At 64.8% G+C, this 15382-nt stretch carries 18 protein-coding genes; 7 read left to right on the forward strand and 11 right to left on the reverse strand.

Features of this window, described 5'->3' with window-relative positions; translation table 11 throughout:
• Positions 1-33: 33 nt before the first annotated feature.
• Together M1D87_RS15930 and M1D87_RS15935 are read right to left on the reverse strand one after the other, a co-directional pair.
• Positions 34-234 carry a DUF1289 domain-containing protein gene (locus tag M1D87_RS15930; protein WP_123084862.1) on the reverse strand — a complete coding sequence of 67 codons (201 nt, stop codon included), beginning with the start codon at positions 232-234 and terminating at the stop codon, positions 34-36.
• A gap of 5 nt (positions 235-239) precedes the next feature.
• Entirely contained in the window at positions 240-557 is a 318-nt protein-coding gene (locus tag M1D87_RS15935; protein ID WP_003259233.1) for a hypothetical protein, read from the reverse strand.
• Positions 558-873: 316 nt separating this feature from the next.
• On the opposite strand from M1D87_RS15935, the gene M1D87_RS15940 reads away from it, so the two are divergent.
• Entirely contained in the window at positions 874-2622 is a 1749-nt protein-coding gene (locus tag M1D87_RS15940; protein WP_123084863.1) for a BCCT family transporter, read from the forward strand.
• A gap of 66 nt (positions 2623-2688) precedes the next feature.
• Here the strand turns inward: M1D87_RS15940 and M1D87_RS15945 are convergent, their stop codons facing one another.
• Entirely contained in the window at positions 2689-3168 is a 480-nt protein-coding gene (locus tag M1D87_RS15945) for a VOC family protein (protein WP_123084864.1), read from the reverse strand.
• Positions 3169-3374: 206 nt separating this feature from the next.
• On the opposite strand from M1D87_RS15945, the gene M1D87_RS15950 reads away from it, so the two are divergent.
• Positions 3375-4025 carry a TIGR04211 family SH3 domain-containing protein gene (locus M1D87_RS15950; protein WP_123084865.1) on the forward strand — a complete coding sequence of 217 codons (651 nt, stop codon included), beginning with the start codon at positions 3375-3377 and terminating at the stop codon, positions 4023-4025.
• A gap of 123 nt (positions 4026-4148) precedes the next feature.
• On the opposite strand, the gene M1D87_RS15955 is transcribed toward M1D87_RS15950, so the two are convergent.
• A complete protein-coding gene (locus tag M1D87_RS15955) occupies positions 4149-4421 on the reverse strand; it encodes a hypothetical protein (protein ID WP_013973013.1) in 273 nt (90 codons plus the stop codon).
• Between the two features lie 106 nt (positions 4422-4527).
• Complete coding sequence (locus M1D87_RS15960; protein ID WP_123084867.1) at positions 4528-5436, reverse strand: LysR family transcriptional regulator; 909 nt, start codon at positions 5434-5436, stop codon at positions 4528-4530.
• Positions 5437-5560: 124 nt separating this feature from the next.
• Between M1D87_RS15960 and M1D87_RS15965 the strand changes: the two genes are divergently transcribed.
• Positions 5561-6295: an SDR family NAD(P)-dependent oxidoreductase gene (locus M1D87_RS15965; RefSeq protein WP_123084868.1), complete on the forward strand. Its 735-nt coding sequence runs from the start codon at positions 5561-5563 to the stop codon at positions 6293-6295.
• 17 nt (positions 6296-6312) lie between these two features.
• Entirely contained in the window at positions 6313-6519 is a 207-nt protein-coding gene (locus tag M1D87_RS15970) for a tautomerase family protein (protein ID WP_039615259.1), read from the forward strand.
• Positions 6520-6636: 117 nt separating this feature from the next.
• Here the strand turns inward: M1D87_RS15970 and M1D87_RS15975 are convergent, their stop codons facing one another.
• A complete protein-coding gene (locus tag M1D87_RS15975; RefSeq protein ID WP_123084896.1) occupies positions 6637-7518 on the reverse strand; it encodes a LysR family transcriptional regulator in 882 nt (293 codons plus the stop codon).
• Between the two features lie 108 nt (positions 7519-7626).
• Between M1D87_RS15975 and argC the strand changes: the two genes are divergently transcribed.
• Complete coding sequence (argC, locus tag M1D87_RS15980) at positions 7627-8568, forward strand: N-acetyl-gamma-glutamyl-phosphate reductase (protein ID WP_123084869.1); 942 nt, start codon at positions 7627-7629, stop codon at positions 8566-8568.
• A 79-nt stretch (positions 8569-8647) separates the two neighbouring features.
• On the forward strand, positions 8648-9334 hold the full coding sequence (locus M1D87_RS15985) for a GNAT family N-acetyltransferase (RefSeq protein ID WP_232880584.1): 687 nt from the start codon (positions 8648-8650) through the stop codon (positions 9332-9334).
• Between the two features lie 494 nt (positions 9335-9828).
• Here M1D87_RS15985 and M1D87_RS15990 read toward each other — a convergent pair whose 3' ends face one another.
• From M1D87_RS15990 to M1D87_RS16010, 5 genes are all read right to left on the reverse strand, one after another.
• A complete protein-coding gene (locus M1D87_RS15990; RefSeq protein ID WP_039613857.1) occupies positions 9829-10584 on the reverse strand; it encodes an ABC transporter permease in 756 nt (251 codons plus the stop codon).
• On the reverse strand, positions 10584-11789 hold the full coding sequence (locus tag M1D87_RS15995) for an ABC transporter substrate-binding protein (RefSeq protein WP_039613858.1): 1206 nt from the start codon (positions 11787-11789) through the stop codon (positions 10584-10586). The genes M1D87_RS15990 and M1D87_RS15995 overlap by 1 nt, the downstream gene beginning before the upstream one ends.
• A complete protein-coding gene (locus M1D87_RS16000) occupies positions 11776-12597 on the reverse strand; it encodes an ABC transporter ATP-binding protein (RefSeq protein WP_038409780.1) in 822 nt (273 codons plus the stop codon). The genes M1D87_RS15995 and M1D87_RS16000 overlap by 14 nt, the downstream gene beginning before the upstream one ends.
• The gene (locus M1D87_RS16005; RefSeq protein ID WP_085720642.1) at positions 12594-13658 is read right to left on the reverse strand and encodes an acyl-CoA dehydrogenase family protein; all 1065 of its coding nucleotides are present in this window, start codon (positions 13656-13658) and stop codon (positions 12594-12596) included. Before M1D87_RS16005 ends, M1D87_RS16000 begins: the two co-directional genes overlap by 4 nt.
• A 99-nt stretch (positions 13659-13757) precedes the next feature.
• Positions 13758-14318, reverse strand: a complete 561-nt coding sequence (locus tag M1D87_RS16010) for a carboxymuconolactone decarboxylase family protein (RefSeq protein WP_085720641.1) — start codon at positions 14316-14318, stop codon at positions 13758-13760.
• A 102-nt stretch (positions 14319-14420) separates the two neighbouring features.
• On the opposite strand from M1D87_RS16010, the gene M1D87_RS16015 reads away from it, so the two are divergent.
• On the forward strand, positions 14421-15332 hold the full coding sequence (locus tag M1D87_RS16015; protein ID WP_123084870.1) for an AraC family transcriptional regulator: 912 nt from the start codon (positions 14421-14423) through the stop codon (positions 15330-15332).
• The last annotated feature ends 50 nt before the right edge of the window (positions 15333-15382 follow it).

The following is a 15382-nucleotide window of genomic DNA, read 5'->3' on the forward strand; positions in this document are numbered from 1 at the left end:
AATCAGGAAAGGCCGCGCACAGGGTGCGCAGGTTCAGTCGCCATTCTGCCGCTTGGCCGTCTTCTTGGCGATAGCCTTCATTCGCGTTGCCGCCCGCTGCACGGTGGCCATCTTCTCGGGGCGCTTCATGCCACGCCATTTGCGAATTTCGTCACGGGTGCGACCGCAGCTCACGCACAGCTCGCTATTGAGCTGGCACAGCGAGACGCAGGGGTTGTCGATGTCTTTGGCCATGCCGCTCAGCCGGGCATTTCAGCCTGCGCGCGCTCGGCGGCAGCGTGGAACACCTGGCGTACTTCTTCGGCCTTGACCTTGGTGACCGACCTGGCAGCCAGCAGCTCGTCGACCACGCGCAAGCCCTGTTCCAGGGCGGTGGCCAGTTGCTCGCGGTCGGAGGCGTCAGCGATATCACCCAGATAAGGAGCGATGAGATACACGTAACGGTCCTGCAGCTTGAGCGCTTCCAGCGCGTCGAGGGCTTTCTGGAACCGATCGGCAGCGGCAGGGCTCATGCTCAATTTATCGAAATGAATCAGGCTCACACGGTCAGTGGCCATCTGGACGAATCTCCGTTTCCTGGTACGGCCAGGCCCACAAGCGGCAGCGCTTCTACGATGCCCGGATGTGCAGGCCTGGGTAATGCCCACAGGGTACCAGAACCCGAGGCAGAAAGGGCCATCGCCCCCAGAACTAAAAGTATCTGGCAGGTCGCGTAATGGACGCCCTGGGGCGTTATCGGGACAGGAGCCGCCGTTTAGTGCGCAGGATAATCCCGCCAGCAATCTCCCCGCCGAGGCAGTCATCGAACTCGGTAGCCCACACAAAACTACAAGCCTGCACCAGCCGGTAAGCCAGAAAGGGGCCTCATCATTCATGGCAAAGGAACACATCACCGAAACGCTCGACCTTGGCGTGACGGATCCCTCGAAAACCGCGGAAGCACGCCAGGACCGGCGTTTCGAGGGCAAGATCGACTGGATCGTCTTTGGTTTCACCAGCCTCCTGGCCATCGCTTTCGTCCTCTGGGGCTTCCTCAACCAGGCAAGCCTCGCCAGCAGCGCCTCCAGCGCGCAATCCTGGGTCATTCTCAACTTCGGCTGGTTCTTCGTGCTTACCTCCACGCTGTTCGTTGTGTTCGTGCTGTGGCTCGCCGCCAGCCGGTACGGTCGGGTCCCGCTGGGCCGTGATGGCGAACAGCCAGAATTCCGCACGGTGTCGTGGGTGGCGATGATGTTCAGCGCCGGCATGGGCATTGGCCTGATGTTCTTCGGCGTTGCCGAACCGCTGTCGCACTATGTATCGCCACCACCAGGGACGGCCACCGGGCAGTCCAGCGAAGCGATGCAGGTGGCCATGGCCACAACGTTGTTCCACTGGACCCTGCACCCCTGGGCCATGTACGCCATCGTCGGCCTGGTGATTGCCTATGGCACCTTCCGCCGCGGCCGCTCGCAGCTGATTTCCGCCGCCTTCCGGCCGTTGATCGGCAAGCATGCCAACGGCCCGCTCGGCCGCCTGATCGACATGATGGCGATCTTCGCCACGCTGTTCGGCTCGGCGGCCTCGCTGGGCCTGGGCGCGTTGCAGATTGCCGGTGGCCTGGAATACAACGGCTGGATCGAAAGCCCCGGCAAGCTGTTCTACATCTCGATCATCACCCTGCTGACCATTGCCTTCGTTACCTCGGCGGTGTCGGGCATCGGCAAGGGCATCCAGTGGCTGTCCAACACCAACATGGTGCTGGCGCTGGTGCTGGCGGTGTTCGTGTTCATGGTCGGCCCGACCCTGCTGATGCTCAACCTGCTGCCAACCTCGATCGGCATCTACGTCAAGATGCTGCCGGAAATGATGGCCCGTACCAACGCCAGCGGCGGTGAACAGATGAACAACTGGCTGGCCGGCTGGACCGTGTTCTACTGGGCCTGGTGGATTTCCTGGACGCCGTTCGTAGGCATGTTCATCGCCCGCATCAGCCGCGGCCGCACCATCCGCCAGTTCGTTACCGGGGTGCTGCTGGTACCGAGCCTGGTCAGCCTGGTGTGGTTCACCATCTTTGGCGGCGCGGGTATCGACGCACTGCGTGAAGGCGCCTTCCAGCTGGCCAATGGTGCGGTCAACAGCAACCACGCGCTGTACCAGTTGCTGGACAGCTACCCGCTGGCCTCGGCGACATCAGTGCTGGTGATGGTTCTGGTAGGCATATTCTTCGTCTCCGGTGCCGACGCGGCCTCGCTGGTGATGGGCACGCTCTCGGAACACGGCACCACCACGCCATCGCGACGTACGGTGATCTTCTGGGGTGCGCTGACCGGTACGGTGGCGGCGATCATGCTGGCAATCGGCGACCCGCGCGACCCCGGCGAGGCACTGACCGGCCTGCAGAACCTGACCATCGTCGTGGCCCTGCCGTTCGTGGTGGTGATGGTGCTGCTGTGCCTGGCGCTGTACCGCGACCTGCGCAAGGACCCGATGATGCTGCGCCACCTGCGCGGCAACGAACTGATCGAGAAGGCAGTGCTGTATGGCGCGGTGAAGCATGGCGATGAGTTCTACATCGTGGTGCAGGAGAAGAAGACTTCGACCAAGCCGGCGTCGGCAGAGGCCGAAGTGACCGGCAACTGACCTGGCAACTTTGTGGAATCGGGGGCTGCTGCGCAGCCCCCGATCAAGATGCCTTCACTGCCGTGATCAGCCCTTCAACGCCGCCTCTATCCTGGCCACATCGATCTTGCCCATCTGCATCATGGCATCAAACGCCCGCTTGGCCGCCGCCCGGTCGGGGTGGCCGATGGCTTCGATGAGGATGCGCGGGGTGATCTGCCACGAAATCCCCCATTTATCCTTGCACCAGCCGCAGACACTGGCCTCCCCGCCGTTGCCGACAATGGCATCCCACAAGCGGTCGGTCTCGGCCTGGTCCTCGGTGCTGACCTGGAATGAAAACGCCTCGCAATGCGTGAAGGCCTTGCCTCCGTTGAGCCCCACGCAGGGAATACCCATGACACTGAACTCCACGGTAATCACGTCACCCTGTTTCCCGGATGGATAATCAGCAGGTGCCTGATGCACCGCTATCACCGTGGTCTCAGGGAAAATGCTGGCGTAAAAATTCGCGGCCTCCTCGGCGTCGTTGTCGTACCAGAGGCAGATTGTGTTCTTGGCTGTCATGGTCTTGTTCCAAGAAAGGGTGTGAGCCTTTGAGTCTAGTCTCACAGTCGCCGGTTGAAGTCCTGCAACATCCTGCAGACATTTCCGACATCAGGTAGTGAACCTGCTGACAAAAAAACGGTCTTTCGCTGACGGTCAACCCACCGACCGGTTCATCGGCCCAGTCACCGGGCCTACTTTTTGTCCTGTTTCAGCGAAGACCCAACATGCCCGATTCCCGCCCAACTGCTTCCGCCCTCACTGCCCTGCGCGGCGGCCTGATCGCCACCCTGGTGGCCCTTGCCGCACCGGTGCACGCCGAAGAGCCTGCCAGCGATGCACGCTGGGTCAGCGACAGCCTGAGCACCTACGTGCGCAGCGGCCCCACCGATGGCCACCGCATTGTCGGTACGCTCAAGTCCGGGCAGAAGCTGACCCTGATCGGCAGCCAGGGCAACTACAGCCAGGTGCGCGGGCAGAACGGCGATGTGGTGTGGATTCTCAGCAACGACCTGCAGGCGGTGCCAGGCCAGAGCGAGCGCCTGCCGCAGCTCGATGCCCAGGTCGCGGACCTGACCGGGCAGTTGAAGAACATCGACGACAGCTGGAAGAACCGCGTGCAGGGCATGCAGGAAACCCTCGATTCACGCAAGAAGCTGATCGACGAACTGGAAGCGCGCAACCAGGCGCTGAATGAACAGCTCGACCAGAGCCAGTCGCAGCTGCGCGATACCCAGGCCCGCCTGGGGGACGAGAACAAGCAGGTGATGATGCGCTACATGGTGTATGGCGGCAGCATTGCCGGCGCGGGCTTGCTGGCGGGGCTGATCCTGCCGGCTCTGACCCGTGGGCGCAGGAAGAACGATCGCTGGTTCTGAAGACGGCGCCAGCCTGCGCTGGCCTCTTCGCGGGTAAACCCGCTCCCACAGTAACCACGCTGGCCTTGAGCCTGTTGGAGATACTGTAGGAGCGGGTTTACCCGCGAAGAGGCCAGCAAGGGCTTACTTGCTACGTGCCTTGTTGTAGATAGTCTTGGCTTGGTCCGCCGAGGCCTGACACTGAGTCATATCGCCCTTGCTCTGAGCATCCTTGGCATTTTGCAAGTGGACTTTGAAGTCATGGGCCATGCCGCCATGCATTGCCTGGCCACTGGCCTTTTCGAAATCCTCAAGCTCCTTGATCTTGGCCGCACAGTTGCTCGCCGGGTCTGCGTGTGCGGCAAAACTGAGGACCGAGGCAATCACCAGCAAAGGTATGCATTTAGTGGATTTCATGGAGCGTTCTCCTGGAAAACCTGAAGGGTCGTCGAGATGACACTGGCTCGACGCAGCAAACAGCATAGTCGGCCATACGCCCCGGCGCCTCGGCTCAGCCCGGGGGCTATGCCCCCTCGGCAAACAGGAAATCGATGAACACCCGCACCCGCAACGGCATGTGCCGGGCCTGGGGGTAGATCAGCATGAACGGCCGCGAGGTGCCGCCAAACTCGGCGAGCACTTCCACCAGTTCGCCACTGGCCAGTGCGTTCTGCACGGTAAAGCGGTAAGCCTGCATCAGCCCGCCGCCGTGGCGCACCAGCGTGGCGGTGGCGAGGAAGTCGCCCAGGCAGGTGAACCCACCCTGGGTTTCGATCTCCACCTGCTGGCCATCCTGAAGGAAGCTCCACGGCGGGCGGCGGCCACTGCTGGGCAGTTCGAACTGGATGCACTCATGCTGCAGCAAGTCGTGCGGTGTTCGTGGCGTGCCGGCACGGGCCAGGTAGCCCGGCGTGGCCACCACCACCAGTTCGGCATCTTCCAGGCGACGCGCCACCAGCCGCGAATCGGCCGGCTCGCGGCCACGAATGGCCAGGTCGAACGGTTCCTCGGCAAAGTCGACGTTGCGGTTGCTGACATGCACATCCACCTGCACCTTGGGGTAGCGTTGGCGAAACCGCGGCAGCAGCGGCAACAGCCGGTGATGAGCATAGGGCGTGGGTGCACTGATACGCAGCCGACCGCTCGGCTCGACCTGCCCGCCCGTGACCTGGCGCTCGGCCTCCACCAACTGCCCCAGTGCCTGCCGGCATTGCTGATAGTAGGCCTGGCCGGCTGCGGACAGGCGCATCTGCCGGGTGGTGCGGACGAACAGGCGCACGCCCAGGCGCTCTTCCAGGCGCGCCACGCTGCGGCTGACCGCCGCCGGGGTAACGCCGGCTTCCGTGGCCGCAGCGGTGAAGCTGCCGCTGTCGGCGGCCAGGCAGAACAGTTCCAGGCTGCCCAGTTGCAGGTCATCGAAATGGCGGGTCATGTCGGCTCGATTGATTACATGATGTATCGATTGAAATGCCCAGCGCCTCATTTTTCAAGTTCTGATTGCAACCTACAGTGGCTTCACACCGAGCCCATGGCTCACTTCACTGGAGATCATGCACATGAACACGCCACGCACCGTCATCATTACCGGGGCCTCGAGCGGCCTGGGTTTCGCCCTGGCCGAGGCGTTCCTCGAACGCGGCGACAACGTGGTCGGCAACGCCCGCAGCCAGGCCCGCCTTGAGCAAGCCGCCGCCCGCCTCGGCAACCCATCGCGCTTCATCGGCGTGGCTGGCGACATCGCCGAGCAGGGCACGGCCCAGCGCCTGTTCGCCAGCGCCGAGCAAGCCTTTGGCGGGGTCGACCTGCTGATCAACAACGCCGGCATTTTCATTGCCAAGCCGTTTGCCGAGTACAGCGAAGCGGATGTCGACGCCCTGGTCGGCACCAACCTCAAGGGCTTCTTCTACCCGGCCCAGGAAGCGGCGCGGATCATGACCAGGCAAGGGCATGGGCAGATCATCGCCATCACCGCCTCCATTGCCTTGCAACCGGACACCCGCGTGCCGGCCCTGCTGCCGGTACTGGTCAAGGGTGGCCTGAACCAGGCGGTGAAAGGCCTGGCACTTGAACTGGCAGCCAGCGGCGTGCAGGTGAATGCGGTGGCGCCGGGGATCATCGAAACACCGCTGCATGGCGGCAACACACAAGGCATGGGCGCGCTGTCACCCAGTGGCCGCACCGGCTTGCCACAGGATGTCGTGGATGCAGTGTTGTACCTGGCCGACTCACGCTTCGTCAGCGGCGTTATCCTGCCGGTGGATGGCGGTAGCACCGCTGGCACCTGGCATTAACAGAGGAGCGATCAACCATGCCTTATGTCCATATTCGCGTGACCGATGAAGGCGTCAGTGCTGAGCACAAGCGCCAACTGATAGAACAGACGACCCGCATGCTGGAGCAGGTGCTGGGCAAGCCGCCGGCCAGTACCTTTGTGGTGATCGAGGAGGTGCCGACCGATAACTGGGGGGTTGGCGGGGAGACAGTGACTGCGGTGCGGGCCCGAGAGCGGGGTTGAAGCTTGGGGCCGCTGTGCGGCCCTTTCGCGACACAAGGCCGCTCCTACAAGAGGTCGCGTTCCCCTGTAGGAGCGGCCTTGTGTCGCGAAAGGGCTGCAAAGCAGCCCCCAGGGCCCTCACTGGCGCAACCGCTCCAACGCCTGCAACACATACCCCGTGGCCCGCTCCACCTGCCCTTCCCGGCAGGCAATGCCCAGTTGCCGCCACAACCCCGGCCGCAGCGGCCGGCGGGCAATGCGCCGGTCCAGCTCGGCCGACTCCCCCTCCTGCGGCAGCAATGTCGCCCCATACCCGGCCCCGACCAGGCTCTTGATCGCATCGTTGTAGTTCAGCTCGATTCGCGGCTCAGGGTACAACCCCGCTGCCGCGAACCACTCGCCGGTCACCCGCGAAAGCTGGGTGCTGCTGTCGTTGAGGATCAACGCCCGCTGCGCCAGCCAGGCCGGCGTAACCGTGGCCGGTGGCTGCCAGTCGGCCGGCACGTAGGCCAGGATCGGGTCGCGCCGCCAGGGCGTAACCGCAAGCCCTTTGCCGGCCACCTGTGGCAAGGCCACCAGGCCGATATCCAGCGTGCCCTCGCGCAGGCGCGCCAACGAGGCCTGGGAGGTCAGCACCTGGACCTGCACATCGATCCCTGGGTGCACCGTACGCAGGTGCTCCAGCGCCTGCGGCAGCAAGTGGGCGATGGCACCGGTGGAGGCGCCCAGGCGCACCCGGCCGGTCAGGCCCTCGACCTGCCGGCGCACTTCATCCAGCGCCAGGTCGGCGTCGGCCAACAGGCGGCGGGCACGGGCCAGCAGGGTTTCGCCGATGACCGTGGGCCGCACCTGGCCGCGGGTGCGGGTGAGCAACGGTGCGCCAATGCGCGCTTCCAGCTCGGCCACGTGCAGGCTGATGGTGGGCGGTGCCAGGTTGAGCTGGCGGGCGGCTTCGGCAAACGAGCCCAGGTCGGAGATGACCACCAAGGTGCGGAGGCGATCGAGGCTGATTTCGCGCATGGGCCAATCTCGTTCAGAAAAGATGAATATATCGATCATCATATTCAAATTTTCTTTACCAGAGCCACAAGCGAGCATAGACCATCCCTACCCGACCGGACTTTGACCATGCACACACCTGTTGTCTTCATCGACGGTGACCAAGGCACCACCGGCCTGCAGATCCATGCCCGGCTGCAAGGCCGCAGCGATCTGCGCCTGCTGACCCTGCCCGAAGCCGAACGCAAAGACCCGCAACGCCGCCGCGAGGCAATCAACAGCGCCGACATCGCCCTGCTTTGCCTGCCCGACGATGCCGCCCGCGAGGCCGTGGCGGCGATCCACAACCCGCAGGTGCGGGTGATCGACGCAAGCTCCGCGCACCGCACCAGCCCAGGCTGGGTCTATGGCCTGCCGGAGCTCGACGAGCAGCAAGCCGAGCGCATCGCGCACAGCAAGCGCGTCAGCAACCCCGGCTGCTACCCCACCGGCGCCATCGCCCTGTTGCGCCCACTGGTCAAGGCCGGCCTGCTGCCAGCGGACTACCCGCTGAACATCCACGCCATCTCCGGCTATTCCGGTGGTGGCCGCGCCGCAGTCGAACGGCATGAACAGCCCGCCGCCGGCAAAACCCCGGCCCTGCAACTGTACGGCCTGGAACTGGCGCACAAGCATGTGCCGGAAATCCAGCAGCACGCCGGGCTGTCGGCGCGGCCGATGTTCATGCCCGGTTACGGTGCCTACCGCCAGGGCATCGTGCTGAGCATCCCGCTGCAGTTGCGCCTGCTGCCCGGCCAGGTCAGTGCCGAACAGCTGCAGGCCTGCCTGCAGCAGCACTACCAGGGTGCCCGCCACATCCAGCTGATGCCCCTGCACCAGCACGGCGCGGCGCCGAACCTCGACCCCGAGGCGTTGAACGACAGCAACGACCTGCGCCTGGCGCTTTACGCCAACCCTGAGCATGGCCAGGTGCTGCTGACCGCAGTGTTCGACAACCTCGGCAAAGGTGCCTCCGGTGCGGCGGTGCAAAACCTCGACCTGATGCTCGGTGCATTGCAGGTACAAGGCTGATCGGCAAAAACGGTTAGACTGTACAGCCCGCGCCCGCATGGCGCGGGCCGTCCATCTACCCGCCGGAGCCCGCCCCCCGATGTTCATCCTGAGCCGCCTCGACAGCGTGCCGCCTGAATCCTTCCAGAACCAGATCCGCGAACTGGTGATCCACCACGTCGGCGAACTGAGCAGTGTAGCCATCAGCGCCGACAACCCGCTGTACCCGTTGTACCAGTACGGCGTTGGCATGGAGGTGCACCAGTACCTGCAAGCACTGGACGGCACCCGCGGCCTGGCCGTGGCGCTGACCCTGGCGCTGGATGCCGAAGAGCCAGACCAATTGCTGGGGTTTGCCCTGTCGCTGCCGGCCGAGGACGATGAACAGGCGTGCGCCCTGGCGTTCCTGGCCGTGCGCGCCAGCCATCGACGCCAAGGCATCGCCCGCGCCCTGCTGAGCGACCTGCAGGCACGCCATGCCTGCGTCGAGCTGAATGCCTTTGCCAGCCAGGTACCGTGGTTCGAGGCGATGGGCATGCAGGTGGTGGCCGCCAATGGGCCGCAGGTACTGATGAGCAGTACCGGGCGGGCTAGCGGCGCGCTGATCGGGCGACTGGATATTGCGCCGATCTACCAGACGGCGGAAGTAATGCAGATCCATACCTACCTGCTCAACCAGCAGGGTGAGGATGCGATGATCGAAGCGGAACAGATGCGGGATGAGCGGCTGGACGAACTGACCGCTCAGGCCCGGGAGTGTGTACGGCAGCGCAAGACCGTGCATTGACCCAAGGGCCTGTGGGAGATTGCCCAGCCCTTTGGGCTGCGCTGTCGCACAGATAACTGAATTCGCAAGCGATCCTCGTACCCTGTGGGAGCGGCTTTAGCCGCGAAGAATCCAACGCGGTGCATGGCACCGGCTGCGCCGGTGTTCGCGGCTAAAGCCGCTCCCACAGGGTCCCTGCTAATTCAATGAGTTATGTGCAGTTCTATGAGAGGCCCGGGAGTGTGTACGGCAGCGCAAGACCGTGCATTGATCCAAGGACCTGTGGGAGATTGCCCAGCCCTTTGGGCTGCGCTGTCGCACAGATAACTGAATTCGCAAGCGATCCTCGTACCCTGTGGGAGCGGCTTTAGCCGCGAAGAATCCAACGCGGTGCATGGCACCGGCTGCGCCGGTGTTCGCGGCTAAAGCCGCTCCCACAGGGTCCCTGCTAATTCAATGAGTTATGTGCAGTTCTATGAGAGCGGGTTTACCCGCGAAGAAGCCACACTGGCCTGTCAGCCATGCACCCAGCGCCGATGCAGCCCACGCGCCAGGGCATCCAGCACAAACCCCAGCACCCCGATCAGCAGTACCATCGCCATCAGCTCGGAATACGCCAGCCGGTCGCGGGTATCGAGAATGAAGTACCCCAGCCCCGCACTCACCCCGAGCATTTCGCACGGCACCAGCACGATCCACAGGATACCGATGGCCAGGCGCACGCCGGTCAGCACATGGCCGATCACCCCGGGCACGATCACCTTGCACAAGGTCTCCCGGCGCGTGGCACTCAAACTGCGGCTCAACTGCAACCAGCGCGGGTCCAGCTGCCTTACCCCGGCCGCCGTGTTCAACAAGATCGGCCACAACGCGGCAAACGCCAGCAGGAAGTAGACAGGCTGGTCCCCCACGCCCATCAGCATTACCACCACCGGCATCCACGACAGCGGCGAGATCATGCGCAGGAACTGGAACGCCGGCGTGGTCGCCGCCTCCAGGTGCCGGTAGCTGCCCACCAGCAAGCCCAGCGGCACGCCGATCAGCAGCGCCAGCAGCAGCCCGACCAGGATACGTTTGAGGCTGACCCAGATATGCCCGTACACCTCGCCCTGCCCCAGCAACTCGACCAGGCTGGCCAGGGTCGCTGCCGGCGAAAAGCGCGCCGACAGGCCATCGGCCTGGCCGAACAGCGCGACACCGGCCCACCACAACAGCAACAGACCCAGCAACCCTGCCAGCCCCAGGGCGGCATGAACGACATGCGTGCGCATCAGACCGCGAACTCCTCGCTACGCTCGAAGTTATCGGCGATGCCGAACACCGACGGCCCGCCAACACTGGCGATGGCGTTGCGCACGAAGCGGTCGTCGACCAGGTCGCGGGCGGTCTGTGCAGGGTCAAGGCCGGCCAGGAACGCGCTGTCGCCCTCGATCAGGGTGGTTTTCAGGCGCTTGACCAGTTCTTCGGTGTAGCTGGGGAACGGGTAAGGCTGGAAATCGATGCGCTTTTCGTCCCACTGCTGGTGGCGAATGGCGCCACTGGCAATGTAACCGGCACGGTCCTCAGCGGCCGGGGCCAGCACTTTGCCGAGCACCGCTGGTTCATGCGGGGTGTACTTGTTGGGGCCGGCCTTGGACAACAATGCGGCGGCCTCGGCGCGGTGGTCACGGGTCCAGTGCTGGGCCTTGACGATGGCGTTGACCACCTTCTGCGACCACTCCGGGCGGTTGTTCAGGTCGTGCTCATGCATGAACACCACGCAGCAGGCGTGGTTGCGCCACACATCGCCGGTAAAGCGCTGCACGCGGCCAACCTTGAGGTTCTCGGCCAGGGCGTTGAATGGCTCGGCGACGATATAGCCAGCGATGCGTTTGCTGGCCAGTGCAGGCGGCATGTCGGACGGCGGCAGCACCAGCAGGTTGACTTCGTTGCCGGCCAGTGGCGCATTGGCCGGCTTCGACACCGGGGTCAGGCCGTTGTCGTCGAGCATCTGTTGCAGCACCACGTTGTGGATCGAGTACCAGAACGGGATGGCCACGGTCTTGCCGCCCAGCTGTTTCATGTCGCTGATGTCCGGGGCCACGGTCAGGCCCGAACCGCCCACGTGGTTCCAGGCCACCACCTTGGCCGGCACCTTGCTGGCGTAGCGGGCCCACACGGTCATCGGCGACAGCAGGTGGATGACGTTGACCTGGCCGGAGATGAACGCCTCGATCACCTGCGCCCAGCTGCGCAGCAGCACCGGGCGCTCGGCCTTGATGCCTTCGGCCTCGAACAGGCCGTTGTTGTGTGCCACCAGCAGCGGCGTGGCGTCGGTGATCGGCAGGTAGCCGATACGCACCGGCGCGTCCGGCTCGGCGGCGGCACGGGCCTGCAGGCTCGACAGCAACGGCAGTGCTCCGGCGGCCGTGAGCATGGCGCCGAGCTTGAGGAAATCGCGACGCGAAGAAGAGGAACAGCAGTCATCCATGCACATGGACAGCCTCCGAGGGCAACGGGGTTGGGGTAGGTTCGACTGTGCGGCTTGCCCGCCGAAGGGTTTTGAGGATTTCGATGCGCAAGGCGCCCAGTTCCTCGACCCGCTGCGTCCGTGGTTGCGGCAGGTCGATGTGCCACTGGCCGAGGGTGTGCGCTGGGTGGTTGCCCAGTAGCAGGACCCGGTCGGACAGCAGCAGGGCTTCGTCGATATCGTGGGTGATCAGCACCGCCGCCGTGTTATGGGTGGCGATCAGTTGCAGCAGCAGTTGCTGCATGTCGGCCCGGGTCACTTCATCCAGCGCGCCGAACGGCTCGTCGAGCAACAGCACTTCGGGCTGGCGGGCCAGGCAGCGGGCCAGCGCGGTGCGCTGGGCCATGCCGCCGGACAACTGCGCCGGGTACTGGCCACGGGCATGGGCCAGGCCCACGGCGGCAATCGCATGGTCGATGCGTGCGCGCCGTTCGGCGGCGGCAAGTTTTGGCTGGCGGGCGAAGTCCAGGCCGAAGGCAACGTTCTTCTCCAGGTTCAACCAGGGCAACAGGCTCGGGTCCTGGAAGGCCACCGCCAGGCGTGGGTGCGGGCCCTGCAGCGGCTGGCCGTGCAGGGTCACACTGCCACCGCGGGGCTGCTGCAGGCCGGCCAGTACCCGCAGCAAGCTGGACTTGCCGACCCCGCTGGGGCCGAGGATGGTCACCACTTCGCCGGGGGCCAGCTGCAGGTCGAACTGCGCCAGCACCGCCTGCCAGCCACCCTCGCGGGGGTAGCCCAGGCTGATGTCGCGGGCTTCGAGCAACATTTGGCTCATGCCGCGCCCGCCTGGCGTTGCAGTTCGGCGCGCAGTTGCACCAGGCTGGGCGTGACGATCGGCACGAAGGCCGACTCGCGCCAGCGGCGGGCAAAGCCTTCACCGTACTCGCTGAGGTAGGCCTTGCCACCACTGGCCTGCAACTCCAGCTGTACGGCGTCGGCAGCGCTTTCGGCCAGGGTGATGCGCAGCTTGAACAGGGCCGCCGGCTGCTGCTGGAAGCGGCCATCGAGCAGGCCCTGCTTGAGCTCGTTCACGGTGTTTTCCAGGCGTTCGCTGAGCACCTGACGTGCTTCGTCGAGGAACGAGGCACGGCCATGCAGGTGTGCCTGCACTTCCGCCAGCGCCCGCCGCGCCAGGCCAATGGCCATGCCGCACTGCAGCGCCAGGAACGCCGGGCGTACCCGGGGCAGGAACTCACGGGCATTTTCGTGCAGCAACCAGCCACGCTGCATTTGCACCTGATGGAAGGCCAGTGCCGCGGTGTTGCTCGACTGCAGGCCCATCAGTTGCAGGTCGTCGGAGCGCTCCAGGCCCTGCGCGTCGGACGGGATGGCCAGCACGAACGGTGCACCACCGGCTTCGTCTTCGATAGCCGCAGCCACCACGAAGCCACTCTTGCGCAGGTTGGTCACCCAGTGCAGGCGCCCTTCCAGCTGCCAGCCATCGGCTTGCGGGCGCCCGCGCACCTGCAGCGCTTCGATGCCGGACAGGAACTTCATGGCGTTGGACAGCCCGGTGGCGCCGGCCAGTTCGCCAGTCAGCAGGCGCGGCAACAGGTGCTCGCGCAGGGGCTGGTTGGGGCTGTGCAACAGGTATTCGATGAAAGCGCGCTGGCCCCAGCAGACGAACGCCGCTGCCAGCGAGCGGCTGGCGATTGCGGCGATGGCCTCGACCGCGTCGGTCACCTGCCCGCCCGTGCCGCCCTGGGCGGGGTCGACACCGACGCGCAGCAGCTGCGACTCGGCGATTTGCGCCAGCACCAGCTGCGGCTCGCACTGGCCCCGGTCAATGGCCTCGGCATTGGCATCCAGCCAGTGTCGAAATGCACAATCTTGCATGGTCTTGCTCCTTTGAAAACGCCGGGGCCGCTTGGCGGCCCATTCGCGGCACAAGGCCGCTCCTACAACGATCGCGGTACGACCGGTGTCACGCGCGGATCATGCAGAAGGTTGCCAGCGGTACTTGCCGAGCTCGTCATTGAGCGGCGTCTGGGCGAACACATTAGCAAAGTTGCACAGGGTTGCGAGGCTCACGCCCAGAATCACCTCCAGGGCGTTGCCTTCGCTGAAACCGGCTGCGCGGAAGGCCTGGTAAGTGGCCTCGCTGACATTGCCGCGGGTGGCGATTACTTCGCGGGCGAACGCGGCCAGGGTTTCATACCGGTCATCGGGCAGCTCGCCACGGGCACGCAGGGCATCGACCACTTCCTGCGGCAGCTTGGCCTTGTTCAGGGCCACGGCCGTGTGGCCGGCCACGCAGAAGTCGCAGCCATGCTGGGTGGCGGCAATCAGCTGCACCACTTCACGCTCGGCCAGGCTCAGTTCGGCTTTGCCGTTGAGTGCCGAAACGGTCACGTAGGTTTCCAGCGCAGCCGGGGCATTGGCCAGTACGCCCAGCAGGTTGGGGATGAAGCCGGAATTCTTCTGGGCGTTCTCGAGGAACGGACGGGCCGCTTCCGGGGCGCTCTGCAGCGTGTGTAAAGTAATGCGCGAGGACATGGAGTGGTCTCCTTTGATGAGTGTCACTACAGTCTGTTGGTTATAAGAACTACCCTCCATATTCATCAGTCGCCTTTCCTTGCTCTTGAGTCTTTGCATTAGATGATTTCGTCCAGCCACCTTGTCGATTGGTTATTAGAGGGCCTGGAGCTCGATGCCAGCCTGTTCCATGTGGGCCGCTACTGCGGCGGCTGGCACGCCAGCACCGAAGGCATGGGCCGGGCCAGCTTCCACCTGGTGGTGCAAGGGCATTGCTGGCTGCACATCGATGGCCAGCCCGAGGCACTGCGCCTGGAGGCGGGCGATGCGGTGTTCCTGCTGCGCGACCTCGGCTATCGCCTGGCCAGCGACCAGGACCCGGCCAGTGTCTGCGCCCAGCCACGCCAGCACATGCAGCCCATGGACGCCGATGCGGTCGATGGCGTGGGCCTGGTATGTGGTTTCTTCCACTTCAGGCCGGGGTTGTCGGCGCTGATCGTCGACGGCCTGGCCGACTGGATATTGCTGCGCGCCGATGAACCGGCCGGGCATGCGGCGCGGGCGTTGTTCGAGCTGATCCTGGAGGAGTGCCGGCGCGCCGCCGGGCCGTCGCAGACGTTGCTGGAGCGGCTGACGCACTTGCTGTTCCTGTATGTGCTACGCCAGCAGGTGCATGCCGGGCAGACGCTGGGCGGGCTGGTCGCCCTCGCCCGGCAACCGGCGTTTGCCGGTTTGCTGGAGCAGTTGATCGAGCAACCGGGGCAAGCGTGGAAGCTGGAAAGCATGGCCGCCTGTACCGGGTTGTCGCGGTCGGCGTTTTTCAAGCGTTTCAATGAACTGGCCGGACAGTCGCCGGGGCAAGTACTGCTGGCGCTGCGCATGCGCCTTGCAAGTCAGTTGCTGCGGGCGGGGCATACCGTGGAGCAGGTGGGGGCACAGGTGGGGTATCAGTCAGTGGCGGCGTTTACCCGGGCGTTTGCCAAGGCGGTGGGGGTGCAGCCGGGGGCGTATCGGCGGCAGCATGAGGGGCGTTAGCCTGCACTGGCCTCTTCGCGGGTAAACCCGCTCCCACAGGGATGTCACAA

The sequence above is a fragment of the Pseudomonas sp. SA233 genome (assembly GCF_054792385.1).

Coding starts and splice junctions, on each gene's coding strand:
- M1D87_RS15930 (WP_123084862.1), bottom strand. CDS start 234: ATGGCCAAAGACATCGACAACCCCTGCGTCTCGCTGTGCCAGCTCAAT.
- M1D87_RS15935 (WP_003259233.1), bottom strand. CDS start 557: ATGGCCACTGACCGTGTGAGCCTGATTCATTTCGATAAATTGAGCATG.
- M1D87_RS15940 (WP_123084863.1), top strand. CDS start 874: ATGGCAAAGGAACACATCACCGAAACGCTCGACCTTGGCGTGACGGAT.
- M1D87_RS15945 (WP_123084864.1), bottom strand. CDS start 3,168: ATGACAGCCAAGAACACAATCTGCCTCTGGTACGACAACGACGCCGAG.
- M1D87_RS15950 (WP_123084865.1), top strand. CDS start 3,375: ATGCCCGATTCCCGCCCAACTGCTTCCGCCCTCACTGCCCTGCGCGGC.
- M1D87_RS15955 (WP_013973013.1), bottom strand. CDS start 4,421: ATGAAATCCACTAAATGCATACCTTTGCTGGTGATTGCCTCGGTCCTC.
- M1D87_RS15960 (WP_123084867.1), bottom strand. CDS start 5,436: ATGACCCGCCATTTCGATGACCTGCAACTGGGCAGCCTGGAACTGTTC.
- M1D87_RS15965 (WP_123084868.1), top strand. CDS start 5,561: ATGAACACGCCACGCACCGTCATCATTACCGGGGCCTCGAGCGGCCTG.
- M1D87_RS15970 (WP_039615259.1), top strand. CDS start 6,313: ATGCCTTATGTCCATATTCGCGTGACCGATGAAGGCGTCAGTGCTGAG.
- M1D87_RS15975 (WP_123084896.1), bottom strand. CDS start 7,518: ATGCGCGAAATCAGCCTCGATCGCCTCCGCACCTTGGTGGTCATCTCC.
- argC (WP_123084869.1), top strand. CDS start 7,627: ATGCACACACCTGTTGTCTTCATCGACGGTGACCAAGGCACCACCGGC.
- M1D87_RS15985 (WP_232880584.1), top strand. CDS start 8,648: ATGTTCATCCTGAGCCGCCTCGACAGCGTGCCGCCTGAATCCTTCCAG.
- M1D87_RS15990 (WP_039613857.1), bottom strand. CDS start 10,584: ATGCGCACGCATGTCGTTCATGCCGCCCTGGGGCTGGCAGGGTTGCTG.
- M1D87_RS15995 (WP_039613858.1), bottom strand. CDS start 11,789: ATGTGCATGGATGACTGCTGTTCCTCTTCTTCGCGTCGCGATTTCCTC.
- M1D87_RS16000 (WP_038409780.1), bottom strand. CDS start 12,597: ATGAGCCAAATGTTGCTCGAAGCCCGCGACATCAGCCTGGGCTACCCC.
- M1D87_RS16005 (WP_085720642.1), bottom strand. CDS start 13,658: ATGCAAGATTGTGCATTTCGACACTGGCTGGATGCCAATGCCGAGGCC.
- M1D87_RS16010 (WP_085720641.1), bottom strand. CDS start 14,318: ATGTCCTCGCGCATTACTTTACACACGCTGCAGAGCGCCCCGGAAGCG.
- M1D87_RS16015 (WP_123084870.1), top strand. CDS start 14,421: ATGATTTCGTCCAGCCACCTTGTCGATTGGTTATTAGAGGGCCTGGAG.